25 protein-coding genes and 1 tRNA gene are annotated in these 25,712 nt (G+C 65.6%); 17 read left to right on the forward strand and 9 right to left on the reverse strand.

Annotation, left to right across the window (positions count from 1 at the left end):
* Positions 1-15: 15 nt before the first annotated feature.
* A complete protein-coding gene (locus BW970_RS12775; RefSeq protein ID WP_076531930.1) occupies positions 16-1,062 on the reverse strand; it encodes a LacI family DNA-binding transcriptional regulator in 1,047 nt (348 codons plus the stop codon).
* A gap of 108 nt (positions 1,063-1,170) precedes the next feature.
* Between BW970_RS12775 and BW970_RS12780 the strand changes: the two genes are divergently transcribed.
* The 5 genes from BW970_RS12780 (at position 1,171) to BW970_RS12800 (ending at position 5,871) form a co-directional block, all read left to right on the forward strand.
* Positions 1,171-1,246, forward strand: a tRNA-Arg gene (locus BW970_RS12780).
* Between the two features lie 244 nt (positions 1,247-1,490).
* Positions 1,491-2,441, forward strand: a complete 951-nt coding sequence (locus BW970_RS12785) for a diacylglycerol/lipid kinase family protein (RefSeq protein ID WP_076531932.1) — start codon at positions 1,491-1,493, stop codon at positions 2,439-2,441.
* Positions 2,438-3,238, forward strand: a complete 801-nt coding sequence (locus BW970_RS12790; protein ID WP_076531933.1) for a metallophosphoesterase family protein — start codon at positions 2,438-2,440, stop codon at positions 3,236-3,238. The genes BW970_RS12785 and BW970_RS12790 overlap by 4 nt, the downstream gene beginning before the upstream one ends.
* 127 nt (positions 3,239-3,365) lie before the next feature.
* Positions 3,366-4,253 (forward strand): NAD(P)/FAD-dependent oxidoreductase, encoded by an 888-nt coding sequence (locus BW970_RS12795; protein WP_076531935.1) that lies wholly within the window; start codon positions 3,366-3,368, stop codon positions 4,251-4,253.
* Positions 4,254-4,374: 121 nt separating this feature from the next.
* A complete protein-coding gene (locus BW970_RS12800; protein WP_076531936.1) occupies positions 4,375-5,871 on the forward strand; it encodes a fumarate hydratase in 1,497 nt (498 codons plus the stop codon).
* 128 nt (positions 5,872-5,999) lie between these two features.
* On the opposite strand, the gene BW970_RS12805 is transcribed toward BW970_RS12800, so the two are convergent.
* Genes BW970_RS12805 through BW970_RS12820 form a run of 4 tightly spaced genes read right to left on the reverse strand, consistent with a single transcriptional unit; the run spans position 6,000 to position 10,196 of the window.
* Positions 6,000-6,836, reverse strand: a complete 837-nt coding sequence (locus BW970_RS12805) for an HTD2 family dehydratase (RefSeq protein ID WP_076531938.1) — start codon at positions 6,834-6,836, stop codon at positions 6,000-6,002.
* 9 nt (positions 6,837-6,845) lie between these two features.
* Positions 6,846-8,015 carry an acyl-CoA dehydrogenase family protein gene (locus tag BW970_RS12810; RefSeq protein ID WP_371870136.1) on the reverse strand — a complete coding sequence of 390 codons (1,170 nt, stop codon included), beginning with the start codon at positions 8,013-8,015 and terminating at the stop codon, positions 6,846-6,848.
* Between the two features lie 13 nt (positions 8,016-8,028).
* Entirely contained in the window at positions 8,029-9,381 is a 1,353-nt protein-coding gene (locus BW970_RS12815) for an MmgE/PrpD family protein (RefSeq protein ID WP_076531940.1), read from the reverse strand.
* Positions 9,378-10,196 (reverse strand): HpcH/HpaI aldolase/citrate lyase family protein, encoded by an 819-nt coding sequence (locus tag BW970_RS12820; protein ID WP_076531942.1) that lies wholly within the window; start codon positions 10,194-10,196, stop codon positions 9,378-9,380. Before BW970_RS12820 ends, BW970_RS12815 begins: the two co-directional genes overlap by 4 nt.
* 211 nt (positions 10,197-10,407) lie before the next feature.
* On the opposite strand from BW970_RS12820, the gene BW970_RS12825 reads away from it, so the two are divergent.
* The 12 genes from BW970_RS12825 (at position 10,408) to BW970_RS12880 (ending at position 23,005) form a co-directional block, all read left to right on the forward strand.
* Positions 10,408-11,541: a CaiB/BaiF CoA transferase family protein gene (locus tag BW970_RS12825; RefSeq protein ID WP_076531944.1), complete on the forward strand. Its 1,134-nt coding sequence runs from the start codon at positions 10,408-10,410 to the stop codon at positions 11,539-11,541.
* Positions 11,538-12,251 carry a class I SAM-dependent methyltransferase gene (locus BW970_RS12830; protein ID WP_083701263.1) on the forward strand — a complete coding sequence of 238 codons (714 nt, stop codon included), beginning with the start codon at positions 11,538-11,540 and terminating at the stop codon, positions 12,249-12,251. The genes BW970_RS12825 and BW970_RS12830 overlap by 4 nt, the downstream gene beginning before the upstream one ends.
* Positions 12,252-12,314: 63 nt before the next feature.
* A complete protein-coding gene (locus BW970_RS12835) occupies positions 12,315-13,289 on the forward strand; it encodes a LysR family transcriptional regulator (protein WP_076531946.1) in 975 nt (324 codons plus the stop codon).
* 208 nt (positions 13,290-13,497) lie between these two features.
* On the forward strand, positions 13,498-14,973 hold the full coding sequence (locus BW970_RS12840) for an aldehyde dehydrogenase family protein (protein WP_076531948.1): 1,476 nt from the start codon (positions 13,498-13,500) through the stop codon (positions 14,971-14,973).
* Between the two features lie 8 nt (positions 14,974-14,981).
* Positions 14,982-15,746 carry an SDR family oxidoreductase gene (locus BW970_RS12845; protein ID WP_076531950.1) on the forward strand — a complete coding sequence of 255 codons (765 nt, stop codon included), beginning with the start codon at positions 14,982-14,984 and terminating at the stop codon, positions 15,744-15,746.
* Positions 15,747-15,775: 29 nt separating this feature from the next.
* Positions 15,776-16,918 carry a zinc-dependent alcohol dehydrogenase family protein gene (locus tag BW970_RS12850; RefSeq protein ID WP_076531952.1) on the forward strand — a complete coding sequence of 381 codons (1,143 nt, stop codon included), beginning with the start codon at positions 15,776-15,778 and terminating at the stop codon, positions 16,916-16,918.
* Positions 16,919-17,103: 185 nt separating this feature from the next.
* The gene (locus BW970_RS12855; RefSeq protein WP_076531954.1) at positions 17,104-18,402 is read left to right on the forward strand and encodes an ABC transporter substrate-binding protein; all 1,299 of its coding nucleotides are present in this window, start codon (positions 17,104-17,106) and stop codon (positions 18,400-18,402) included.
* Positions 18,403-18,516: 114 nt separating this feature from the next.
* A complete protein-coding gene (locus tag BW970_RS12860; RefSeq protein ID WP_076531956.1) occupies positions 18,517-19,422 on the forward strand; it encodes a branched-chain amino acid ABC transporter permease in 906 nt (301 codons plus the stop codon).
* A gap of 1 nt (position 19,423) precedes the next feature.
* Positions 19,424-20,383, forward strand: coding sequence for a branched-chain amino acid ABC transporter permease (locus BW970_RS12865; RefSeq protein WP_076531958.1), 960 nt, complete (start codon positions 19,424-19,426; stop codon positions 20,381-20,383).
* A complete protein-coding gene (locus tag BW970_RS12870; protein ID WP_076531960.1) occupies positions 20,380-21,123 on the forward strand; it encodes an ABC transporter ATP-binding protein in 744 nt (247 codons plus the stop codon). The genes BW970_RS12865 and BW970_RS12870 overlap by 4 nt, the downstream gene beginning before the upstream one ends.
* Position 21,124: 1 nt before the next feature.
* The gene (locus BW970_RS12875) at positions 21,125-21,814 is read left to right on the forward strand and encodes an ABC transporter ATP-binding protein (RefSeq protein ID WP_076531962.1); all 690 of its coding nucleotides are present in this window, start codon (positions 21,125-21,127) and stop codon (positions 21,812-21,814) included.
* Positions 21,815-21,997: 183 nt separating this feature from the next.
* The gene (locus BW970_RS12880; protein ID WP_076531964.1) at positions 21,998-23,005 is read left to right on the forward strand and encodes an MBL fold metallo-hydrolase; all 1,008 of its coding nucleotides are present in this window, start codon (positions 21,998-22,000) and stop codon (positions 23,003-23,005) included.
* Positions 23,006-23,099: 94 nt separating this feature from the next.
* Here the strand turns inward: BW970_RS12880 and BW970_RS12885 are convergent, their stop codons facing one another.
* From BW970_RS12885 to ribB, 4 genes are all read right to left on the reverse strand, one after another.
* Positions 23,100-23,405, reverse strand: coding sequence for a hypothetical protein (locus BW970_RS12885; protein WP_076531966.1), 306 nt, complete (start codon positions 23,403-23,405; stop codon positions 23,100-23,102).
* Between the two features lie 107 nt (positions 23,406-23,512).
* Positions 23,513-24,004, reverse strand: a complete 492-nt coding sequence (nusB, locus tag BW970_RS12890; protein ID WP_076531968.1) for a transcription antitermination factor NusB — start codon at positions 24,002-24,004, stop codon at positions 23,513-23,515.
* Positions 24,001-24,519 carry a 6,7-dimethyl-8-ribityllumazine synthase gene (locus BW970_RS12895; protein WP_076531970.1) on the reverse strand — a complete coding sequence of 173 codons (519 nt, stop codon included), beginning with the start codon at positions 24,517-24,519 and terminating at the stop codon, positions 24,001-24,003. Before BW970_RS12895 ends, nusB begins: the two co-directional genes overlap by 4 nt.
* Before the next feature lie 3 nt (positions 24,520-24,522).
* Positions 24,523-25,647: a 3,4-dihydroxy-2-butanone-4-phosphate synthase gene (gene ribB / locus BW970_RS12900; protein ID WP_076531972.1), complete on the reverse strand. Its 1,125-nt coding sequence runs from the start codon at positions 25,645-25,647 to the stop codon at positions 24,523-24,525.
* Positions 25,648-25,712 lie beyond the last annotated feature (65 nt).

Raw genomic sequence — 25,712 nt, forward strand, 5'->3', positions numbered from 1 at the left:
TTGGCGGCCAATATGTCAGGTGCGGATCGTATCGCCGGGGTGCAGGACCGGCGAAAGCTCCAACACCTCGCCGCCGATCACGCCACCGGGGCGCTTGCCCGCGATGATCTCGGCCGCAAGTCGCCCGATTTCACGGCGACAACTGTCCACCGTGGCCAGACGGCGCGGCAGTCCCTGCAACAGCTCGACCCCATTGAACCCCGCCAGGCCCAGCTTTCCCGGTACGTCGATACCGTTTTCCAGGCACCACAGCAGCCCCCCTGCCCCGATCATATCATTGGAATAATACAGGAAATCCAGGTGGGGGGATCGGCGCAGGATCGCTTCGGTCATCTCGCGCCCTTTCAGCAGGGCCGATCCGCCAGCATAGAATTCGCGGTCCTCCAGCACCAGGCCAGCCTCGGCCAGCGCCGCCTCGAACCCTTCCATCCGTTTGCGGGCGCGGTGATCGTCGGGCATCTTGGTGCCCAGAAACCCGATGCGACGATAGCCTGCGGCAAGGATCGCCGCAGCCGTCTGCCGCCCGGCCTTGCGATGCGAGATGCCGACGGCGCTATCCACCGGGGGGCCATCGGTATCCATGATTTCAACCACCGGAACCCCCGCCGCATCCAGCATGGCGCGGGCGCCGCCGGAATGTTCCAGACCCGCGATCACAATGCCGGACGGACGCCACGAGAGCATCTCGTACAGGACCGACTCTTCGCGCTCGGGCGAATAATGCGTCACGCCGACTACGGGTTGCAGGCCCGTGTCCTCCAGCACTTCCGATATGCCGGCCAGCACTTCGGGGAACACCATGTTCGACAATGACGGGATGATCACGCCGACAAGGTTGACCCTCTGGCTGGCCAGCGCGCCCGCGATCTTGTTGGGCACATACCCGATGTCGCGCGCGGCGGTCAGCACCTTTTCCCGCGTCGCCTCGGACACATCGCCCCGATTGCGCAGCACGCGGCTGACCGTCATCTCGGAGACGCCCGACAACTCCGAGACGTCACGCAGCGTCAGGGCACGGCGCGGCGGCGCCTTGGGCCCCGGCTTGGCCGGCGGTCTGGTCATCGCGTCCTCCTCGGGCAATTTTCTCAGTGTTAGCGCCAATGACCTCGGGCGGCCAAGCCCCAACACATGTTGCATCGGCCGGATTTTGCGGGCATCACCACATTGCGTGGCTCCGTAGCTCAGGGGATAGAGCGGCCGCCTCCTAAGCGGCAGGTCGATGGTTCGAATCCATCCGGGGTCACCACTATTCCTTTAGTGCGGCACCAATGGAACGCAACCCTGCGTCGGCAACAGCAGTCGGTCAACCATGCGGCCTGGAATGTGGTCCTGCCTCATCCCGCGCAGCGTCGCGCCGGTTCACGAGACTGCGCCTTGTGCCCCAACCGGGCAAGGCGGCAAATCGTTGATCGGCGGGAACCGTATCGACAGATTGTCGTTGACCCTGCGGCTCGCGCTTCCGCAGCCTCGGGACCAGGATGCAGGACGCCATGACGCCGATTTCGACAGGACATTTCGATCTGGCGCAGGCGCGCGTGGCGCTGATTGCCAACGGCAAGGCGGGGCGGCAAGATACCCGCGACCGGATCGACTACATCCGCGCGCGCCTGTCCCCGATCGTGCGCGATCTTACTGTAGTGCCGGTCCGCAAGGGCAAAGACCTTGCACGGGTCGCGCATGAGGCGGTGGCGGCGGGGAACACTGCAATCCTGGCTCTGGGGGGCGACGGCACGCAAAGCGCAGTGGCCGGCGCCCTCGCAGGCAGCGCGGCGGTCATGGGTGTTCTGCCCGGCGGCACGTTCAACTACTTTGCCCGCGAACTGGGCACCGAGACACTGGATGCCGCGCTGGATGCGGTTGCCGCAGGCATTGTCCGTACGCGGGATCTGGGCCGCATCAATGACCGCATTTTCATCAACAACGCCAGTTTCGGGCTGTACCCGCAGATCCTGGCCCGGCGCGAGGATATATATCGCAGATGGGGTCGCAGCCGGATTGCCGCCTATTGGTCGGTGCTGGTCGCGGTGCGCAATGTCTCTGATCCGATGCACCTTTCGGTGACGCTGGATCAACGGCAGGTCGAGATACAAACGCCATTGGCCTTTGTCGCCCGCAGCGCCTATCAACTCGACAGCCTTGCGCTGGACGGCGCCGAGGCCGTGCGCAACGGGCAGTTTGCGCTGTTCGTCGCCAAGGGCCGGACCCGCAGGGCCCTGATCGGGGCGGCGCTGCGGCTGGCGTTGGGTCAGTCGGTGCGCGGCGAGGATTTCGAACTTCTGGTGGCGCAGGACATGCGGATCGAAAGCCGGACGGCCCGCAAACTGGTTGCGCTTGACGGCGAGAAAGAGCGTATGGCCGCCCCGTTCCACCTGAGCGTGCTGCGCGATGCGCTGAGGGTCTTTGCCCCGGCCGATCCGGCCACGGCTGGTCCTGCGGCATGACACGGATCGTTCATCTGACGGATTTGCATTTCGGCATGGAGCGCCCCGAACTGGTCGCGCCTCTGGCACAGGCCATCACAGCGACCGCGCCGGATATCGTGGTGGTCACCGGCGATCTGTCCCATCGCGCGCGTGCGCCGCAGTTCAGGGCCGCAATGACATTCCTTCAGGGGCTGGGGGTGCCGGTGCTTGCCACACCCGGCAACCACGACATTCCGCTGTTCAATGTGGTCGCACGGATGCTGGGCCCGTTCCGGGGCTGGCGCCGCAATGTCGGCGCCGATCTTGCGCCCGGTGCAACGCTGGACCGGGTGCGCATCCTGTCGGCCAATACCGCCGACCCGTTCCGCTGGCGACGGGGGATCCTGCGGCAGGACGATCTGCGCCGGATTGCGGCCAGTCTGGAACCCGGCGACGGCCGGATCAACATTCTGGCCTGCCACCACCCGCTGGTGGAACCGCCGGGGTTCGAGCGGGGCGAAACGCGCGGTGGCACCGCAGCCTTGCCCTCGTTGATCCGGTCCGGCGTGCATGTGGTCCTGTCGGGCCATCTGCACCATTGGACCATCGGCCTTGGCATCGCGCAGGACCGGCCCCAGCCGCTGATGCTCGTACAGACCGGCACGGCGCTGTGCGGGCGCGCGGGTGAAACGGACCATGGGTTCTGCGTGCTGGACCTGGCGGGACCGGACCTGGCCATCACCGCGTGGCTCGCGGATGCGACGACCGGGCATTTCGTGGCACAGGCGCCCAGGCGGTTTCACCGCGACAATGGCGCCTGGCATCTGGGCGGATGACAACCGGCGGACTTGAAATCCGGCTTAATTCGAAACATATAAAGTTACTTGAAATGGTTCTTCGCCTGCAACCCGTGCACCGGAGCTGCTGGCCGGGTGCCGTTGTGGTCGGATTAAGGAGCAGATCATGCAGGATGTGATCATCGTCGGAGGCGGATATGCCGGTATGGCCGCCGCATTGCAGTTGGTACGGGCGCGCAGGCGGGTGCTGGTGATCGACGCCGGTCAACGGCGCAACCGTTTCGCCAGCCATTCCTATGGGTTTCTGGGACAGGACGGCGCGGATCCCGCAAGGATCGCTGCCACTGCGCGGGACCAGTTGCAAACCTATCCGACGCTGACATGGGTCGAGGGTCAGGTGATTGACGCAGGCGGCGACAAGGACGCGTTCCATGTCACCCTGGACTCCGGCGACCGCCATCCTGGCAGGCGGCTGGTGTTCGCCACCGGGCTGGCCGACCAGTTGCCCCCGATTGCCGGACTGGCCGAGCGTTGGGGTCAGACGGTGTTTCACTGTCCGTATTGCCATGGCTATGAACTGAACCAGGGACAGATCGGCGTGATTGCCACCGGACCAATGTCCCTGCATCAGGCGCAGTTGCTGCCCGAATGGGGCCAGGTGACGCTGTTCACCAACGGCGTTCTGACCTTGGAGGGGGCTGACCGGGCAGATCTGGCGCAGCGTGGCGTGACCATCGAGGAAACGCCGCTGGCGCAGATCGAAGGGCAGGCCACAGTCGCACTGGCCGATGGGCGGCGCCAGGACTTCGCCGGCCTGTTTACCGCCGCGCGCAGCGTTCCGGCCAGCCCGGTGGCAGAGCAGATGGGCTGTGCCCTGATGGAAACGCCGATGGGAGTACAGATCCAGACCTCCCAGCGCAAAGAGACAAGCATTCCGGGCGCCTATGCCTGTGGCGATGTCGCGCGCGCGCCGCATTCGCTGTCTCTGGCCGTGGCGGATGGCGCCTGGGCGGGCGCGCAGTTGCACCATTCGCTGGTCTGGCCTCAGGGCTGAAGGCACGCGCGATGCTGCGAGGCTATGGCAGGCCCAACGCAATTCTATGGCCCAGCCCCATGGCCGGGGCGGGTGACTGGCCCTACACTTGGCCCAGCCCGCCCCAGCACAGGCCGCAGCCATGGACATTCCTGCCGATCATATCGTCGAAAGCGTGCATCGCGCCGCGCAGTTCGTGTCCTGCTTTCACCCTTCGGATCATGTGCGCCACCTGGCATCTGCGTGGCGCCGCGAACAAAGCCCCGCCGCCCGCGCGGCCATCGGACAGATCCTGATCAACAGCCGCATGGCCGCCTATGGCCGTCGCCCGATCTGTCAGGACACCGGCATGATCGTGGTGTTCCTGCGGCTGGGCATGGACAGCCGCATCCGCTCGACCCTGCCCATCGAGGCGTTGGTGAACGAGGGCGTCCGCCGCGCCTGGGCCGACGAGCGCAACCCGCTGCGCGCCTCGATGGTGGCCGATGCGCTGTTCGACCGGCGCAACACCCGCGACAACACCCCGGCGACCACGCATGTCGAACTGATGCCGGGACCGGGGCTGGAGATTACCCTGTCGGCCAAAGGCGGCGGGTCAGAAAACAAGGCACGGTTCACCGTGCTGAACCCGGCCGCCTCGGTCGAGGATTGGGTCGTCCAGACCATGGAGGGGCTGGGCGCGGGCTGGTGCCCGCCAGGTCTGATCGGGCTGGGCATCGGGGGCGGGGCGGAAATGGCGATGCTGCTGGCCAAGCAGGCGCTGAACGCCCCTATCGACATGCTGGATCTGCTGGCCCGCGGCCCCCGCGACCGGATGGAGGAGTTCCGCATCAATCTTTACACCCGCATCAACGCGCTGGGGATCGGGGCACAGGGGCTGGGCGGCATGACCTCGGTTCTTGACGTCAAGGTGGCCACAACGGCCAGCCATGCGGCCTCCAAGCCGGTGGCCCTGATGCCGCAATGCGCTGCCAACCGGCATGTGCATTTTCGGCTGGACGGCAGCGGTCCGGCCGATTTCGCCCCCCCGCCACTGTCGGACTGGCCCGATCTGGGGCCAGAGGCCGCAGCCACCGGGCGGCGCGTACAGATCGACGGGCTGACCCGCGCCCAAGCCGCCCAGTGGCAGGCCGGGGAAACGCTGCTGCTGTCCGGGCGCATTCTGACCGGCCGTGATGCCGCCCACAAGCGATTGGCCGAAATGCAGGCGCGGGGCGAAACCTTCCCCGTCGATTTCGCCGGGCGGCTGATCTATTACGTCGGCCCTGTCGATCCCGTCGCGGGCGAGGCGGTCGGCCCCGCAGGCCCCACCACCTCCACCCGGATGGATGCCTTTACCCCGATGATGCTGGACACCGGACTTGTGGGCATGATCGGCAAGGCCGAACGCGGCCCTGCAACGGTTCAGGCCATCGCACAGCATGGCGCCGTCTATCTGGCGGCGACCGGGGGGGCCGCCTATCTGATCGCACGCTCGATCCGCGCGGCGCGCGTGGTCGCCTTTGCCGATCTGGGGATGGAGGCGATCTATGAGATGGATGTCGAGGATCTGCCCGTGACCGTCGCCGTCGATGCGCGCGGGACCGCGATTCACCGGACCGGACCGGCAGAATGGCGGCAGCGGATCGGCCTTGCCTAGCAAGGCGCGATCAGCGGCGCACCCACACTTGGCGAAACCCAAAGCCCGCTCCCACCCCGCAAGGCGCCTGTTGCCCGGCCAACGCGCCACGCCCTGCGATCTTGCGCACAGGGGGCGCCGACCGCGCCCTACCCCGCCGTGGCCTGCATCGTCATTCCGCCAGTCCGGTCCAGCACCCACAACTGCGCGCCTGTCCCCTCTGCCGCCCCGTTCACGCGGAACACCGCGCCATCGAACAGCGGCGAGGTGCCACGAAAGCGGAACCGCCGCGGCAGACGGTTGCCATTCATCTGCATGGCCATCCGCAGCAGATAGGTGGCCTGCAACGGGCCGTGCACGATCAGGCCGGGGTAATTCTCCTCGGTCCGGCAATACTCGCGGTCATAGTGGATGCGGTGGCCGTTGAAGGTGACAGCGGAATAGCGCGCCAGCAGCACCGCCGTCGCCTCGACCTCCAGCCGCTGATCGGCATCGGCGCGGGGCGGCGCGGGTGGCGTGCCGCCGGTCGGCGCATCGACCCCGCGATACACGATGTCATGGCGTTCCGTCAGCACCAACCCGCGCGGCCCATGATAAGCGTGATGCACCGCGACAAAGCACAGCGTGCCGGTGCGCCCGGATTTCGCGGTCACATCGCCCACCCGCGACACCCGGCGGATCGCATCGCCCACGCGGAACTCTCCGGTGAACTCCAACTCTCCGCCTGCCCACATCCGGCGCGGCAGGGGGACGGGCGGCAGGAAATCGCCCCGCGCCGGATGGCCATCAGGACCAAGGCGATGCATGGGGGCAATCTCGGGCGACAGGCACCACTGGATGCCGGCGGGTGCCGGATCGCCCGGCGCCAGCGTCGGGTCTTCGTCCAGCACGGCCGCCAGCGAATTGGCCAGCCGGGGCGAGATTTCATCATGGCTTTCGCGGGTTGCCCCGATCCAGCCACGCAGATGGTCGATGTCCAGATCCATCCCGCCCCCCTAGAACGACCGTGGCAGGCCAAGGATATGTTCGGCCACATAGGACAGGATCAGGTTCGTCGAGATCGGAGCCACCTGATACAGCCGCGTTTCGCGGAACTTGCGTTCGACGTCATATTCACAGGCAAAGCCGAAACCGCCGTGGAACTGGATGCAGGCGTTCGCCGCCTCCCAGCTTGCCTTGGCGGCAAGGTATTTCGACATGTTCGCCTCGGCCCCGCAGGGCAGCCCCGCGTCGAACTTGCGGCACGCCTCATAGCGCATCAGATTGGCGGCGGCGATTTCCACATAGGCCTCGGCAATCGGGAACTGCACACCCTGATTCTGGCCGATGGGTCGGCCAAAGACCATGCGGTTCTTGGTATAGTCGACCACCTTGTCAGTGAACCAGAACCCGTCGCCGATACATTCCGCCGCGATCAGCACCCGTTCGGCATTGAGCCCGGTCAGGATGTACTTGAACCCCTGCCCTTCCTCGCCGATCAGATTTTCCGCCGGAATTTCCAGATCGTCAAAGAACAACTCGTTGGTTTCGTGGTTCACCATGTTCAGAATGGGCCGCACGGTCATGCCCTTGGCCATGGCCGCCTTGATGTCGACAAGAAAGATCGACAGCCCCTCGGATTTCTTTTTCACCTGATCCAGCGGTGTGGTGCGGGCCAGCAGGATCATCAGGTCGGAATGCTGCACCCGGCTGATCCAGACCTTCTGCCCGTTGATCACATAGCGGTCGCCCTTGCGCACCGCCGTTGTCTTGAGGCTTGTGGTATCGGTGCCCGTCGTCGGCTCTGTCACGCCCATGGATTGCAGGCGCAACTCGCCGGTGGCCAGCTTGGGCAGATAGCGGCGGCGCTGTTCTTCGGACCCATGCCGGACCAGCGTGTTCATATTGTACATCTGGCCATGGCAGGCGCCCGAATTACCGCCAGCGCGGTTGATCTCCTCCATGATCACCGAGGCTTCGGCCAGACCAAGGCCGGAACCGCCATATTCCTCGGGGATCAGCGCCGCCATCCATCCGGCGCGGGTCAGCGCCTCGACAAACGCTTCGGGGTAGCCGCGCGCCTCGTCGATCTTGCGGTGATATTCGGGCGGAAACTCGGCGCACAGCGCGCGGACACCTTCGCGGATGTCGGTGAATTGGTCGTGGAACGGGTCTATATCGGTCACGAGAGCGGTCTTTCTAAAGATAGCCGCGCAGGTCGGCGGCTCTGGTCAGGCCGCGCAGCCGCGCCAGCAGCGCATCGGTGCCATGGTTCAGAACCGGCCCGGCAAGGGCGCGGAACTTGGCCTCGGCGGCGTCGGGGGTGGGGAAGGTGTCAGGCTCTCCTGACGGGTCGGGAATGCGCAGGGCATGGTCACGCCCCGCCGCCCGCAGGTTCAGCGTGGCCCCGAACGGATGGCGCAGCCCCTCAAGGCTTTCGTCGCGCCTGACCTCGACCCGGTCGGCCAGTGCATCGGCGCGCGGATCGCCCAGCAGGTCGTAGTCATCCCAGCCGAACCTGCCCCGGATCAGCGCCACCGCCGCAGCAAAGGGCATCGAGAACTGGCCATCGACAATGCTGCGCGCCCTGCGCTTGGCGGGCAACGGGTCGCCCACCAGAGTGATGCCGTTGCGGTGCAGGCCCACGGTGATTGCCTGCACCTCTTCGGGGGCAAAGCCATGTTCGGCCTGCAAGGCCAACAGCCCGTCTACCGCCGCATGGGTGTAGCGGCAGGCCGGATAGGGTTTGACACCAATGCGCAGCGTTTCCCACACCTGCCCAAGGCCCGCCACCGCAAGTGCCGGATCGGCGCCATCGCTGTAGCCCCCCAGAAAGCCATGCTTGCCGTCGATCGCATCGGCCGCACCGACAAACCCCTCAGAGGCCAATGTCGCGGCCATCAGCCCCTTCATCGCGGCCTCACCGACCTGATACCGCTTGTTCCAGGCACCATTGACCAGAAACTGCAACGACCCCGACGCCTGGCTGGCCGCCACGCCAAAGGCCGAGGCCATACGATCCGCATCCAGCCCCAGCAACCGACCTGCCGCCGCCGCCGCGCCAAAGGTGCCCGCCGTCGCCGTCGGATGAAACCCGCGCGCGTAATGTGCCGCCGGATCCAGCGCCATGCCCAGACGGCAACACACCTCGAACCCCACGACCACCGCTGCCAGCAGATCGGCCCCCGAGGCCCCCGTCATCTCGGCGGCGGCCAGTGCCGCAGGCACCACCGGCGCGCTGGGATGGAGCGAGCTGTCGGAATGCGTGTCGTCGAAGTCCAGCGAGTGGCCGAACGTGCCGTTCAGCAGCGCGGCCGCCGCCGGGCCATAGCGGCGATTGAGGCCAAAGACCGTGCAGGGCCCATCGCCCTCCATCCCCAGCAGGCCCAGCATCGCCAGCACCGACGGCGTCGAATCCGCCTCTTGTGCCGCGCGCACCGCAGACCCGGCAAGGTCGGTCAACAGCGCAAGCGCGCGCGCCGTCACATCGGGGGGAATGGCATCGCCCGGCAAATCGGCGGCAAAGCGTGCCAGAACTGCGGTTGTGGTCATGCGTCCTCCTGCCCCGCACGTTGCCGGATTTGCCGGGCGCGGGCGATCACCGGGGCATCCACCATGGCCCCCTCCACCGTCAAGGCGGCATCGCCCGAGGCCGCAGCCGCCAGAACACGCCCGGCCCAGTCCAGTTCCGCCGCTGTCGGGGCAAACCCTGCGCGCGCCGGGGCAACCTGCGCCGGATGGATCAACAGCTTGCCGCCAAAGCCCATCTCGACCGCATGGGCACAATCGGTGGCCATCGCCTGCGCGTCCCGAATGGCCGTTGTCACACCGTCGATCGGCGCGGGCCGCCCTGCCAGCCGCGAGGCCAGAACAAGGCGCGCACGCGCCATCAACAGCGACTCGCGCGTGTGGCCCATGGCCAGATCGGCCGCATAATCTATGGACCCGAATGCAAGGCGCATGGCCGCCTCTGCCAGCGCCTCGGCCCTGTGAAGGCCAAGGGCGGATTCCACCAATGCGATGACCGGCTTGCCTGTCACCTCTGCAACGCGCAGCACATCCTGCGGCGCCTCGGCCTTGGGCAGCAGGATCGCGCACAGCGGCAGGTCGCGCATCGCGGCCAGATCGTCCCTGTGCCAGTCCGTGCCTGCGGCATTGATGCGGACCAACAGAGGCACATGCGGCGGCATGGCCGCTATCGCATCGGCCAGCCCGGCCCGCGCACCGGCCTTGGACTGTGGGGCGACCGCATCCTCAAGATCGAGGATCACCGCATCAGGGCCAGCCGCCTGCGCCTTGCCGAACCGTTCGGGCCGGTCTCCGGGCACGAACAGCGGCAGCATGATCGTGGCAATATCCTGTGACATCCGATCCGGTCCGATCTGTTTGGGCCACAATGAAAGCCGCAGGGCGATAATGGAAATATATCTTTGTTGCCGTAGCTATACCCATAGGCGATAGCCCGGCCCTGGATCGCGGCCATAGAATTGCGGTATGGCGCCCCCAGAAACCTGTTATTTGAAGTGATGCCCCCTTTGGGCAATCCTCGCCGGCAAGCGAACCAAAGGAAGGCGGCCAATGCGATCGAAGGATCTGGAGGGCATTCTGGTGGTGTCCGTCGAACAGGCGGTCGCCGCGCCCTATCTCTCGTCCCGCTTGGCCGAAGCCGGGGCCAGGGTGATCAAGATCGAGCGGCCCGAAGGCGACTTCGCCCGCGGCTATGACCGGCTGGTCCATGGTGAAAGCGCCTATTTCGTATGGTTGAACCGGGGCAAGGAATCCGTCTGCCTGGACCTGCGCGAGGCCGCTGCCCGCGATGTGCTGCACGCCATGATCGCCAGGGCCGATGTGTTCATCCAGAACCTTGCCCCCGGTGCCATCGACCGGCTGGGCTTTGCCCCCGCTGACTTGCGGGCGGCCCATCCCCGGCTGATCACGGTGTCGATTTCCGGCTATGGCGACGAGGGGCCGTTTCGGCATCTCAAGGCCTATGACCTTCTGGTGCAGGCGGAAACCGGGTTGTCGTCCATCACCGGAACCCCCGAAGGCATGGCGCGCGTAGGCGTGTCGGTCTGCGACATCTCGGCCGGGATGACAGCGCATCAGGCAGTGCTGCAAGCGTTGTTCGCCCGCGAACGGACCGGCGAGGGGCGGCACATCGCGGTGTCGCTGTTCCACGCGCTGGCCGACTGGATGAACGTGCCCTATCTGCAATATGTGTATGGCGGCAAGGCCGCCCCGCGCAGTGGCCTGCTGCACCCGACCATCGCCCCCTACGGCGCCTATACCTGCGGTGATGGCAAGGCGGTGCTGTTTTCCATCCAGAGCGAACGGGAATGGCACCAGTTCTGCACGCAGGTCCTGTCGCAACCCGATCTGCCGGCCGACGCGCGGTTCCGCGACAACACCGCCCGTGTCGCCAACCGACCGGAGCTGGACAGGATCATCGCCGCAGCGTTTCAGACCCAGACGCGCGAAGTGATGGCCGACCGGCTGGAGGCGGCCCGGATCGCCTATGGCCGGGTCTCCTCGCTGGAGGATCTGGCGCGGCACCCCCAGATCCGACTGGTCGAGGTGGCAACGCCCAGCGGCCCCGTCACCATGCTGGCGCCGGGTGTGCTGGTGGATGGCGCGCAGGCAGAGCTGGGCCCCGTGCCGGATCTTGGCGCGCATACGGCCGCCGTGATGGCAGAGTTCGCCCCCCGGACATGACCTCCACCGCGCCCGCCTGCGCCCGCATGGTGGCGACCGAGACCAATACCCTGCTTGCCGCGACGTTTGACCCGGCCGGGGCGCGGCGCCTGCTGGATGTCGGCTGCGGCTATGGCGAAACCACCGCGCATTTGGCCGGGATCGGCTTCGATGTTCTGGGCATCGACCCCTCGCCTGCCGCGATCTCGCAGGCCCGGCTGCGCCATCCGGGCCTGCGCTTTGCCGTGGCATCTGCCGAGGATCTGCCCGACGACCTGGGCAGGTTCGACGGCGCGCTGTGCGTGAACGCGCTGCACCACGTCGCCCCGCAGGCGATGCAGCCCGCGCTGCGGCGCGTTCTGGCGCGGCTGGATCCGCCTGCGCCGCTTCTGGTGATCGAACCGCTGCCCGAAGGCAGCTTTTTCCATGCAATGCTGCCGGTCGAGGATGAGACGCATATCCGCGATCTTGCCGCCCGCGCCATTGCCGGCCTGGTGGATGATGGCGATGCCCGGCTGGTCGATCTGCTGCGCTGGGACAGGATCAGCCTGTTTTCAGGGCTGGATGCCTTTCTGGATCGCCTCGTGGCGGTGGACCCCGACCGCGCCGCGACGCTGGACCGCAATCGTCCCGCCATCGAAGCGGCCTGGTCGCGCCATGCCCAGCCAACGGAGCACGGTTTCCGGCTGGTGCAGCCGATTGTTGGCTGGCATCTTGCCCCGCCAGGTTGAAGCCTGCTTGCAACGACACCCTGCAACGGCAAACATGCCGCCAGGTCTGCGCCGGGAGGGGCCATGGACGTTCGCCAGATGCGCTATTTCGTTGCCATTGTCGAACAGGGCTCGTTCTCGCGCGCTGCCGCGCATCTGCATGTGGCCCAGCCTGCCCTGTCGCTGCATGTCCGCAACATGGAGCAGGATCTGGGAACGGCGCTGCTGTTCCGCAGCCCCAAGGGCGTTGTACCGACCGAGGCAGGCGCCATCCTGCTGCGCCATGCCCGCGTGATCCTGGATCAGTTCACCATCGCCGAAGAGGAAATCCGCGGCCACGAAAGCGAACCGGCAGGCGAGGTGCGCCTTGGCCTGCCCGGCACCATTTCCGAAATCCTTTCGGTGCCGCTGATCACCGCCGTGCACCAGCGATACCCGAAAATCCGCCTGCGCATCGCCGAAGCGATGAGTGGGTTCGTACTGGAATGGATGCGCGCGGCGCGCATTGATCTGGCCGTCGTCTACCGCGAGATCTCGGACGAAGGCTTGGCGACAACCCATCTGCTTGACGAGGAGCTGGTGTTCTTTGGCCCCACCGGCGCGGGTGCCATGGCCGACCTGCCCGATCCCGGCGAATGCCTGCCGCTGGAACGGATCGCCTCGATCCCCCTGGTTGTCCCCGGCGAGGCGCACGGCCTGCGCGAATTGCTCGATCAGCAAGCGCGGAATTCGGGCATCCCCCTGACCATCGGCATGGAGGTGGACGCCTATTCCAACATCAAGGAACTGGTCGCAGGCGGATTTGGCCATTCCATCCTGCCCCTGAATGCCATCCGCCGCGAGACCGCAGCCGGGCGCCTGCGCTATTGGCATCTTTCCGCGCCGATGATCCGCCGTCCTGTCCACCTGGCCTCGTCCGTGGAACGCCCCATGACCAATGCGACCAAGGCGGTGCTGATGCTTGTGCAAGAGGTGCTGCGCGATCTGGTGCATAACGACGGCTGGCTGGGCGCAACCCTGCATCTGCCCGACCAGCCCCCGCCCAAGGAGCGGCGCTGATATAAGGAATTCGACCCGCGCGGCGCCCGGCCATATCGCGCCGCTATGGGGGCGAGCGTATTTCTGAATTTGCCATTCCGACACCCCGGTCCGCACTATGCCCCATCAGCGGTGATGCCGCCGGGACAAGGGCGATCCGCCAGTCGCGCCATCGGTGCGGCCTGTCCCGTGGCCCCTGCCGCATCCGCAATCGCAAAGGGACGTCCATATGAGCCTTGATTATCCCCGCAGCGCCCCAGTGCTGGGCGCACAGGGGTGCTTCATCAACAACCGCTGGGAACCCGCCGCCTCGGGGCGCGCGATCCCGGTGGTCGCCCCGGCCGAAGGCGTGGTGTTCGCCGAAATCGCCGCCGGGGGGGCCGAGGATGTGGCCCGCGCCGTCGCCGCCGCCCGTGCCGCGTTCGAGACTGGCCCATGGTCGCGCCTGACCGCCACCGAACGCGGGCGCCTGCTGACACGGCTGGGGGCGCTGATCCTTGAAAACTTCGACGAACTCGCCGCGCTGGAGGCGCGCGATTGCGGCAAGCCGATGAAAACCGCCCGCGCCGATATCGAGGCTGCGGCGCGGTATTTCGAATTCTACGGCGGCGCCGCCGACAAGGTGCATGGCGAACAGATCCCGTTCCTGAACGGCTATTACGTCACCGGCGAGCGCGAGCCGCTGGGGGTGACGGGGCATATCATCCCGTGGAACTATCCCGCCCAGATGATCGGGCGCACGCTTGGGCCCGCGCTGGCCATGGGCAATGCCACTGTGCTGAAACCCGCCGAAGATGCCTGCCTGACGCCCCTGCGCATTGCCGAACTGGCGGCAGAGGCCGGGTTCCCGCCGGGTGCGATCAACGTGATCCCCGGTCTGGGGGCCGAGGCGGGGGCGGCGCTGTCCGAACATCCGGGCATCGACTTCCTGGCCTTTACCGGCTCGCCCCAGGTGGGCGTGATGGTCCAGCAGGCAGCGGCGTGCAACCATATCGGCTGTGTGCTGGAACTGGGCGGCAAAAGCCCGCAGATCGTGTTCGACGATGCCGATCTGGATGCGGCGGTGCCGGTGATCGTGGCCGCGATCATCCAGAACGCTGGCCAGACCTGTTCGGCAGGCGCGCGCCTTCTGGTGCAGCGTTCGGCCTGGGACCGGGTGATCCCGCGCGTTGCCGAACGCTTTGCCGCGTTGCGGGCCGGCCTGCCCGAGACCAACCCCGATCTTGGCCCGATCATCAGTGAACGCCAGCAGCGCCGCGTGCTGTCCTTTCTCGATCAGGCGGCCGCCGATGGCGTGCCGGTCATCGCCCAGGGCGCGCGCGCGGCGGATGCCCCCGAAGGCGGATTCTACGTTCCCCCGACAGTGTTCGGCCCGGTGCCGCGCGACAATGCGCTGGCCTGCGACGAGGTGTTCGGCCCCGTGCTGGCCGCCATTCCGTTCGAGGACGAGGCCGATGCGATCCAGTTGGCCAATGCCACCGACTATGGCCTTGTCGCCGGGGTCTGGACCACCAACACCAGCCGCGCGGTCCGCGTGGCGCGCAAGGTGCGGGCCGGACAGGTCTATATCAACGCCTATGGCGCGGGCGGGGGCATCGAGCTTCCCTTCGGCGGCGTCAAGAAATCCGGCCATGGCCGGGAAAAGGGCTTCGAGGCGCTGTACGAATTCTCGGCGCTGAAAACCATCGTCATCAAACACGACTGAGGCAGACCATGACCACAACCAAGGGCCGCATGGACGGCAAGATCGCCATCGTGACCGGCGCAGGCGGCGGCTTTGGCGAAGGTATCGCCAAGCTGTTCGCGGCAGAGGGCGCGCGCGTCGGCGTGCTGGATCTGCGCGCCGATGCCGCCGAACGGGTGGCCGCCGAAATCGGCGCCAATGCCGTGGCGCTGGCCGCCGATGTCACCTCGCGCCCCCAGATGGAGGCGGCGGTGGCCAAGGTGTCCGAGACCTTTGGCGCGCCGAATGTGCTGGTGAACAACGCGGGCTGGACCCACCGCAACAAACCCATGCTGGAGGTGACAGAGGACGAATTCGACCGCGTCTATGCGATCAACGTCAAGTCGATCTACATCGCCAGCCAGATCATCGTGCCCATCATGCGCGGGCTTGGCGGCGGGGCGATCGTCAACATCGGGTCGGTGGCAGGCATCCGGCCCCGGCCGGGTCTGACCTGGTACAACTCCACCAAGGGCGCGGTGAACATCATGTCGCAATCCATGGCGGTCGAACTGGCGCCCGACAACATCCGCGTCAACGCCATCTGCCCGGTGATGGGCGAAACCGGGTTGCTGGAGGCGTTCATGGGCGTGCCCGATACACCTGAAAACCGCGCCCGCTTTGTCGCCACCATCCCCATGGGCCGGATGTCGCGGCCCGAGGATATCGCGCGCGCCACGCTCTATCTGGCGTCGGATGATGCCGAATTCATCACCGGGGTCTTGTTCCCGGTCGATGGCGGACGCACCATCTGACCCGGACCCGCAAGGGAGGAGGAGACCCCATGAAGACCCGCGCCGCCATCCTGAAACATTCGCCGGTTTCGGCCCCCTTTGCCGAAACCCGCCCCCTGTCGATCGAGGAGGTGGACCTGGACCCGCCCGGCCCCGAAGAGGTGCTGGTCAGGATCGGCGCGGCGGGGCTGTGCCATTCCGATCTGTCGGTGATCAACGGCAACCGGCCGCGTCCCACGCCGATGGTGCTGGGCCACGAAGCGGCGGGCGAGGTGGTCGAGGTCGGCGCCGCGATCCGCGACCTGAAGCCGGGGGACCGGGTGGTCATGACCTTTCAGCCCAGTTGCGGCCAGTGCCTGCCCTGCGCCGAAGGCCGCGCCGCCCTGTGCATTCCGGGGGCCGAGGCGAATGGCAAGGGCGTGCTGATGTCGGGCGAAATCCGGCTGCACGACCATGACCATCACCACGAGATCTATCATCATTGCGGGGTGTCGGGCTTTGCCGAATATGCCGTGATCTCGCGCCATTCGCTGGTGAAGGTCGAGGCCGACGACATCCCGTTCTCGCATCTGGCGCTGTTCGGCTGCGCCGTACAGACCGGGGTGGGGGCGGTCCTGAACACCTGCCGCGTGCAACCGGGGCAAAGCGTGGCCATCGTGGGCCTGGGCGGCGTGGGACTGGCGGCCTTGCTGGGCGCCGTGGCTGCCGGCGCGACAGAGATTGTGGCGGTGGATCTGTCCGAGGACAAGCTGGCCCATGCCCGCGATCTGGGGGCGACCCGCACCTACAATGCCGCAGAACCCGGCGTAATCGACAGGATCCGGGCCGAAACCGGCGGCGGGGTGGATCATGCGGTGGAACTGGCCGGGGCGGTGCCGGCCTTTGAACTGGCCTACAAGATCACCCGCCGCGGTGGCCAGACGGTGACGGCGGGCCTTGCCTCGCCCACATCCGAATTCCGCATTCCGGCGGTGAACATCGTGGCGGATGAACGCACGGTCAAGGGCAGCTACATGGGTTCGTGCGTGCCGAAACGGGACATTCCCCGCTTCATCAACCTGTTCCGCGCGGGCAAATTGCCGGTGGACAGGCTGCTGACAGGTACGCTGACGCTGGACCAGATCAACGAAGGCTTCGACAGGCTGGACCGGGGCGAGGCGATCCGGCAGGTGATCACCTTCGATCACGGCTAAGCCCCGAGCATCCTGCGCCACTCCCCAACTGGCCGCGCCCGTCCTGGGCGCGGTTTTTCTATGGCGCATCGGTCAATTCCATATCTTTTCCGTATGGCTGGCCTCTTAATTCTGTCTTTGCCTTATCGTGTGCAATTCCTGAACCTGACTGCGGCCCGCAAGGGTCCGACACGGGAGGAAAAGCAATGAAAATGGTACGGATCTTTCGCTCCGTCCTGGGCGCGGGCGCGCTTGCAGGGCTAGCCGCAGGTGCGGCGCTGGCAGACAAACCGGCCGATCTGAAGATCGGCATCACCACGTACAGCTCCGGTCCGGCGTCGGTGTTCGGCGTTCCGGCCCGACAAGGCGCCGAAATGATGGCCGAGGCGCTGAACGCGCGCGGCGGCATTCTGGGCGTGCCGGTCTCGCTCTATTTCATCGACGAAGGCGCAGGCATGGAAACGCTGCGCACGGAATACCGCCGCCTCGTCGATGATGTGAATGTCGATGTCATGTTCGCCTCCATCTCGTCGGGGGTTTGCAACAATATCGCGCCCTTTGCCGAGGATCTGGAGATCCTGAACTTCATGTGGGACTGCGGCACCCAGCGCATCTTCGAAGAAGACGATTACGACTGGGTCTATCGCACCCAGGCCAATGCCACGCCGGAGATTCTGGCGACATTCCTGTACCTGCTCAAGCAGAAGCCCGATTTCAAGACCATCGCGGTGGTCAACCAGGACTATGCCTGGGGCCGCGAAAGCTGGGCCATCTTCAAGACCGCGCTGGAAACGCTGAAACCCGATGTCGAGGTGGTGGCCGAACTGTTCCCCGCCTTTGGCGCACCGGATTTCTCGACCGAGATTTCGCGTCTTCAGGGTCTGAAGCCCGATGTGATCCTGTCCACCTCCTGGGGCGGCGATCTGGATACCTTCGTGCGTCAGGCCAATCAGCGCGGGCTGTTCGAGGATTCGCTGTTCGTGCTGCCGCTGGCGGAATCGTCGCTGGAACGTCTGGGCGCCGACCTGCCCGAAGGCGTGATCGTCGGCGGCCGTGGCGACCATTACTTCATGCATCCCGAATACAAGGATGATGCTGATTTCAAAGGCTTCATGGAAGCGTTCAAGGCCAAGAACGGCACCTGGCCGATCTATCCGGTGTTCCACATGTCGCAGGCTTTTGCTGCGCTCGAGGCGGCCTATGTGCGCGCCGCGGAAACCACCGGCAGCGACTTCCCAGAGCGCGAGGACGTGCGCGCGGCAATGGACGGGCTGGAGTTCAAGGGGCTCGGCCGTCCGGTGAAAATCCGCGAGGACAATCAGGGGCTGGAATCGCAGATGCTGGGCGTGACACGCAGTTCGCCGGACCACCCGTTCAAGGTGATCGGTGACATCGTGATCTTTGACCCGGAGCCGATCACCGCGCCCGTGGGTCAGGAAACCCTGTCCTGGATCAAGACGCTGGATGCAGGCTTTCTGGCCATCGAAGGCAAATCCTTCGACTGATCCACCGCGCCGGACCGGCACCGCCGGGCAAGGGCACGCCCCCTGCCCGGCCACTGCAGCGCCTCGGGCCTGCACCCAGACCCCGCCTGCGGGCGGCTTTCACTTCGGGTTCACATGACGACGACACTCGCGCTCATCGCCCTGCTCGACGGGATTTCCTATGCCTCGCTGCTGTTTCTGGTGGCGGTCGGCCTGACACTGATCTTCGGTGTGCTTGGCGTGCTGAATGTCGCGCACGGCAGCCTCTATGCCATCGGCGCCTATATGGCCGCCACCCTGGGCGGCTGGCTGACGGCCCAGGGGTACAATCCCTGGCTGACCTTCCCCGCCTTGATGGCCGCCGCGATCCTGACCGGGGTTGTGGTCGGCGGGCTGATGGAACGCTTTCTGCTGCGCCAGATCTATGAAAAAGACCCCACGCTGCAACTGTTGATCACCTTTGCCGTGTTCATGGTGCTGGAGAATGTGCAGCGCATGGTCTGGGGCGTGCAGCCCTATTTCATGTCCGAACCCTTGCGGGCGCTTGGCAATATCGAACTGCTGGGCATCCGCTACACCGCCTATCAGATCGTGTTCCTTCCGGTCATGGCGATCCTGACCATGGTGGGGCTGCGCTATTTCCTGCGCCACACCCTGGCCGGGGCCAAGATCGTGGCCGTGACCGAGGACCGCGAGGCCGCGACCTCCATCGGCATCGACGCGCGCAAGGTTTATTTCGTCACCTTCGTCATCGGCGCCTGCCTTGCGGCCATGGGCGGGGCGCTGGCAACCCCAACCACATCCGTGCTGCCCGGCATGGGGGCGAACATGATCGTGCTCAGCTTTGCCGTCGCCGCCACCGCCGGACTTGGCAATATCGAAGGCGCGCTGCTGGCCGCACTGCTGATCGGCGTGGCGCGGTCGTTCGCCGTCTACATCATGCCCGAAACAGAGGTTCTGATGCCCTATCTCATCATGGTGCTGATCCTGCTGTGGCGGCCGATGGGTCTGTTCGGCGCGGTTCAGGCAAGGAAGATCTGACATGCAACGACTGATCCTTGCCGCGTTGCTGATCGCGCTGTTCACCCTGCCGTTCACCTTTGCCAGCTCTGTCACGATCGCAACGCTGATCTTTGCCAAGGCGCTGGCCGTGCTGGGTATCTTTGTCCTGCTGCAAGCGGGCCAGGTCTCTTTCGGCCATGGCATGTTCTTTGCCGCCGGCGCCTATGCCGCGGCCTATTTCGGCGTCGTATGGCGGGCGCCCGACCTGCTGGTGCTGACGGTGGCCGTCATCGCCATCAGCGGTGTCTCGGGGTTGATCATCGGGCTTTTCGTTTCGCGGTATCGCCTGATCTTCTTCTCGATGTTGAACCTTGCGTTTTCCATGGTGCTTTTCGCGCTGCTGGAAAAGCTGTTCCACTACACCGGCGGCACCGACGGAATGCGCATCCGCCGCCCCTCGCTCATGGGATATACGTTCAGCCGGTCGGATTTCGACATGGCCATGTTCTACTATGCGCTGATCCTGATGGTGCTGTGCACCGGATTGGTCTGGCTGTACCTGCGTTCCCCGCTGGGACAGGCGTTGAAGGCGGTCAAGGTGAACGAAACCCGGCTGGAATATATCGGCCTGTCGGCCAACCACACGCTGCTGGTTGCCTATGTGTTCTCGGCCGTTCTTGCGGGGCTGGGCGGGCTGGCCTTCGGTCTGGTGCAGGGGCTGGCGACGCCGGACCTGACGTTCTGGACCCGTTCGGGCGAATTCGTCTTCATCGCGGTGCTGGGCGGGATCGGATCGGTGTTCGGGGTTTTCGCGGGGACGGCGGTCTACGAGATCGTGCGCTTCTACGCCGCGGCCTTGCTGGATGACAGCTGGCAGCTCATCCTGGGCATCACGCTGATCGCGGTGATCCTGACGGTGCCTTCGGGGCTGATCGGCCTGCCCGCCCGCCTGCGCGCCGCATTCGGCGGTGCCCGGACCAATGGAAAGGACAAGGCATGACCGCGCCACTTCTGTCTGCCCGTGGCATCCAGATCCGCTTTGGCGGCGTGATTGCGGCCGATGGCATCGACCTGGATATCTTTGACCGGGAAAACCTTGCGATCATCGGCCCCAACGGGGCGGGCAAGACGACCTTTCTCAACATCACCACCGGCTATCTCAAGCCGCAGGGGGGGTCGGTCACGCTGAACGGCCGGGAAATTCTGGGCACGCCCCCCCGGCGCATCACCCGCATGGGCGTGGCGCGGGCGTTCCAGATTCCGCAGTTGTTCACCGAACATACCGTGCTGGAAAACATGCTGCTGTCGGCCGCCGTGCGCGAGCGTATCTGGAACCCGCTGCGCCCACTGTCGCGCATCCGGCAACGGGCCGAGATGCTGGACCTGCTGGACCTGGTCGGTTGCGCGGACATCGCCGATCGCCTCGCCTCGGAACTGCCAGAGGGGCAACGCAAGCTGGTGGATATCGCCATCGCGCTGGCACAGCGGCCAAAGCTGCTGCTGATGGACGAACCCACTTCGGGCGTGGCAACCGCCGACAAGTTCGGCATCATGGAAATCCTGATCAAGGCACTGCGCGAGGCCCAGGTCGCCTCTGTCTTTGTCGAACACGACATGGAAATGGTCTCGCGCTATGCCAGCCGTGTCGCCGTATGGTCGCAGGGCAAGATCCAGATGACCGGAACCCCGGATGTCGTGATGAAGGATCCCGACGTCATCCGCACCGTGATCGGAGGCTGAAATGCTGGAACTGCAATCTGTCCATGTCTCGATCAGCGGCATTTCCATCCTGCGCGACATCAGCTTTCGTGCAGGACAATCGGAAACCATCGCCTTGGTGGGGCACAACGGGGCGGGCAAGACGACAACCCTGCGCACCATCATGGGATTCACCCAGACGCGCGGCAGCGTAACATTCGAGGGGCGCGACCTGATCAAGGTCGCCCCCCATGATCGCCCCGGTCTTGGCATCGGCTATGCCCCCGAGGATCGGCGCCTGTTTTCCGGCTTTACCGTCGAGGAAAACATTCTGCTGCCGGCCCGCATCGCAGGCTTGTCGCCCTCAGAGACGGCCAAGCGCCGTGATCGGGCCTACAGCGTGCTGCCAGAACTGAAAACGCTGGCCCCTCGCCCGGCAGGGTCGGTCTCGGGCGGTCAGGGCAAGATGGTTGCGTTGGGGCGTGCGCTGATGTCGGCGACGCGCCTGCTGTTGCTGGACGAGCCGTTTCAGGGCCTGGCCCCGGTGCTGGCCAACACCTATGCCGCCGCCTTGCGCCGCCTGCACGAACTGGCGCCAGAGATCTCGGTGATCATCACCGAGTCAAACCCCGAGCTGCTTGAACGGTTTGCCAACCGTGTGATCACAATGGAACGCGGCGCCATCGCCTCGGACCGGATCGTGCAACAGGGCGCAGCGCAAACGCCCGCCTGACACAGGCAGCCCCGGCAGGACACACCCCGAAGGCGCCATGCCTGCGGGGGGTGTCCTGTAACGCCCGATTCAAGCATAATATATTGATATTACTTGCAAAACAAATCGGTATTTGTGCGATGGCAAGGCCGGTTCCATCCTTTCGCAGGGCCCCGTCGCGGGGCCTTAACGGGAGGAACCACGATGAAAGAAAAACTGTCGCTCAGCCGCAGGGGCTTTCTGCGGACCGGCAGCCTGTTCGCTGCCGCGCCGCTTGCCGCCCCCTTCGTGTCCGCCGGTCTGATCCCGGCGGCGGCCCAGGCCCAGACCGTAACGCCCGCCCTCAGCCAGCCCAGTTGGTACCGCTTTGCCATCGGGGAGTATGAGGCCACCATCCTGTCGGATGGCTTGCTGGATCTGGGCTCCGCAGCCGACCAGTTCCCCAAGGCCGATCCAGCCGAAGTCCAGAAGATCATGGACGAAGAATTCCTGCCCATGGCGCCGATGATGCTGGAACAGAACTGTCTGATCCTGAAAACCGCCGACCGGCTGGTGCTGTTTGACAGCGGCATGGGATCGACCAAGCTGTTCGGTGACGATTCCGGCAAGCTGCTGGCCAACATCAAGGCGGCGGGGTTCGATCCGGCAACGATCACCGATATCGTGCTGACCCACGCCCATTGCGACCATTGCTGGGGGATCATGGCCGATGACGGAACGCCGAACTTCCCCAATGCCGACATCCACATCTCGCAAGCCGATTTCGACTTCTGGACCGACGAGGGCAAGCTGACGGCAGGCGGCTTTGTGCAGACCTTTGTCGAAGGGGCACGCAAGAACCTGCTCCCCCGGCGCGAACGGGTGTTCTTCTTTGACGATGGCAAGGAAGTCCTGCCCGGCATTCAGGCCGTGTCCACACCTGGCCACACCATCGGGCATACGTCCTTTGTGATCACATCGGGCGGGCAGAACTTCCTGAACGTGGGCGATGTGGTGCATCACTATGCGTTGCTGTTCAAGAACCCGCAGTGGGAATTCGCCTTTGACAGCGATCCGGCTCAGGCAGCCAAGACCCGCGTCAAACTGTACGAGATGGCCGTTTCCGAACGCTTGCCGATGATCGGCTATCACTTCCCCTTTCCCGGCATCGGCAACATCCGGCGCGATGGCACTGCCTTCCGCTATGTTCCGGCGCATTACCATCACGGATAGGCAACGCCCGGCGCCTGCGGGCGCCGGGCTATGGCATGGCAGATCGAAAAAGGCGCCCCACGGGGCGCCTGTCATGTCAGCGGCTGGGCCGGGATCAGCGGCGCTTGCGGACGGCGGCTTCTGCGCGGACCGGGATCAGCGCGTCATGCTGGCGCAGGCCGCCCTGCGGCGGGTCGTCGCGTTCCGCCATCGCCATCACGGCAATGCCGAACTGCACCCCTGCAAAGATCGTGCCGGAGAACATGAAGATCATCACCCCCGCCAGCCAGCCCATCTGCGACCCCAGGATCAGATGGCGCAATCCCGCCACATCCAACCCGAGCAGTACGCCAAGGAACACCGCCGACAGCCCAAAGCCGATGGCCACGTTGACGATATACAGGCGAACGAGCTTCGGCATGATGATTCTCCGTGCTGCACTTGCATCAAGGTAGCGCAGAATCGCGTCGCGTCCAGTGCCAGCTTGACGCAGGCGCCAAACCGGCGCCGCACCGCGCGGCGCCCTGGCTACTGGCCGAATGCCTCGGGCTTGGCCTCGCGCGCCATATGATCCAGCACGGCGTTCACGAACTTTGGCTCCTTGCGGTCGGGAAAGAACGCCTTGGCCACATCGACGAATTCGGTGATCACCACTTTGGGCGGTGTGCCGGGCGACAGCAATTCCGCCCCCGCCGCACGGAACAGCGCCCGCAGCACCGGGTCGATGCGGTCGATGGGCCAGGCCGCAACCAGCGCGCGATCCGTCATCTGGTCGATTCTGGCCTGCCAGTTCACCGCACCATCCAGCAGCAGCCGGAAGTGACCCGAGTCGGCATCGGAAAATTCCACGCCGTCAACCACCATGCCGAAGCGGTGGGATTCGAATTCGCGCGCCACCCGTTCCATGGTCTGGCCGGATTGCTCCATCTGATACAGAGCCTGGACCGCATAAAGCCGCGCGGCCGATTTCTGCTGGCGCTTTTCAGCGGTGGCGGCCTTGCGTTTTTCTTCGGGCGTCATGCGCGGAATGCTCCTTCGTCGGCGCGAAAACCGATGCCCTTGGTCGCGCCAGACCATCTGCGGGCCAGCGCGATCAGGTGCAGCGCAGCCATGGCGGCCCCGCCGCCCTTGTTCTGATCCGCCGGATCGGCACGCACGGCAGCCTGCTGATGGGTCTCCACCGTCAGGATACCGTTTCCGATGCAGGCCCCTTGCAGGCCCAGCAGCGTGATGGCGCGCGAACTGTCGTTGCACACCGTATCGTAATGCGTCGTCTCGCCGCGGATCACGCACCCAAGCGCGACATAGCCGTCATAGTTGGACAACCGCTCCGCCATGGCGATGGCCGAGGGAATTTCCAGCGCGCCGGGGACTTCGACCAGATCGCAGGTTGCGCCCACCTGCTCCGCCGCGCCACGTGCGCCCGCGATCAGGTTGTCGGCGATGTCCTTGTAATACGGCGCCACCACGATCAGCAGCTTGACCGGCTTGTCAAAGACCGGCGCCGGCAGGGTGTAATGCGAGGATCCGGCCATGGCTTACTCCTTGGGAATGGGGCGGGTGCCGGTGATTTCAAGATCGTAGGCCTCAAGGCCCACCACCTTGGGCTTGGCCGAGTTCGTCACCAGTTCGATCCGCCGCAGGCCAAGCGCCGACAGGATCTGCGCCCCCAGCCCATACTGGCGCAGCGTCTGCGGCGAATGTTCGCCCTCCATCACCAGTTTCATCGTGGTATCGCGCAGCAGCACCACAACGCCCCGGCCTTCCGTCGCAATCAGGCGCATCGAGGCCTGCATCTCGCCTGAGCGGCCAGGATTGATGCCCAGCACATCCTCCAGCGGATCAAGCGCATGGATCCGCACCAGCACCGGCGCGTCGGTGGTCAGGTCGCCCTTGGTCAGCACGATATGTTCGGCGCCCTGCGTCTCGTCGGCAAAGACCCGCATCAGCCAGTCGCCGCCATAGGCCGAGGTCACACGCTTGACCGCTTTTTCATTCACCAGATTGTCATGGCGGCGGCGATAGGCGATCAGGTCCGAAATCGTCCCCACCTTGAGCCCGTGCCGCTGGGCAAAGGCGATCAGGTCGGGCAGCCGCGCCATGGTGCCGTCATCATTCATGATCTCGCAGATCACGCCCGACGGATTCAGCCCGGCCAGACGGCTGATATCCACCGCCGCCTCGGTATGGCCGGCACGCACCAGCACGCCACCATCGCGGGCGCGCAGCGGGAACACATGGCCCGGCGTCGCAATATCGGCCGCGCCCTTGGTCGGGTCGATGGCCACCGAAATGGTGCGCGCCCGGTCATGGGCAGAGATCCCGGTTGTCACCCCTTCGCGCGCCTCGATCGACAGCGTGAAGGCCGTTTCGTGACGCGACGAGTTCTTGGGGCTCATCAGCGGCAGGCCCAGTTGCTCGATCCGCCGCGCCGGCATGGCCAGGCAGATCAGCCCGCGCCCATGCGTCGCCATGAAGTTGATCGCGGCAGGCGTGCACATCTGCGCGGGGATCACCAGATCGCCTTCGTTCTCGCGGTCTTCGTGATCGACCAGAATGAACATGCGCCCGTTGCGCGCATCCTCGATGATGTCCTCGATGGGCGAAATGGCAGCGCCCCAGTCGCGCTCCACCGGCCCCGGATTGTCGTAGCTTTCGGCCATGGGCAGCCCCCCTGATCGCATTCTCTCTGGCAGATAGCGCAGGCGGCGCCGGGTGGCCAGTGCCT

It is taken from the genome of Gemmobacter megaterium, from assembly GCF_900156815.1.
GTDB lineage: Bacteria > Pseudomonadota > Alphaproteobacteria > Rhodobacterales > Rhodobacteraceae > Wagnerdoeblera > Wagnerdoeblera megaterium.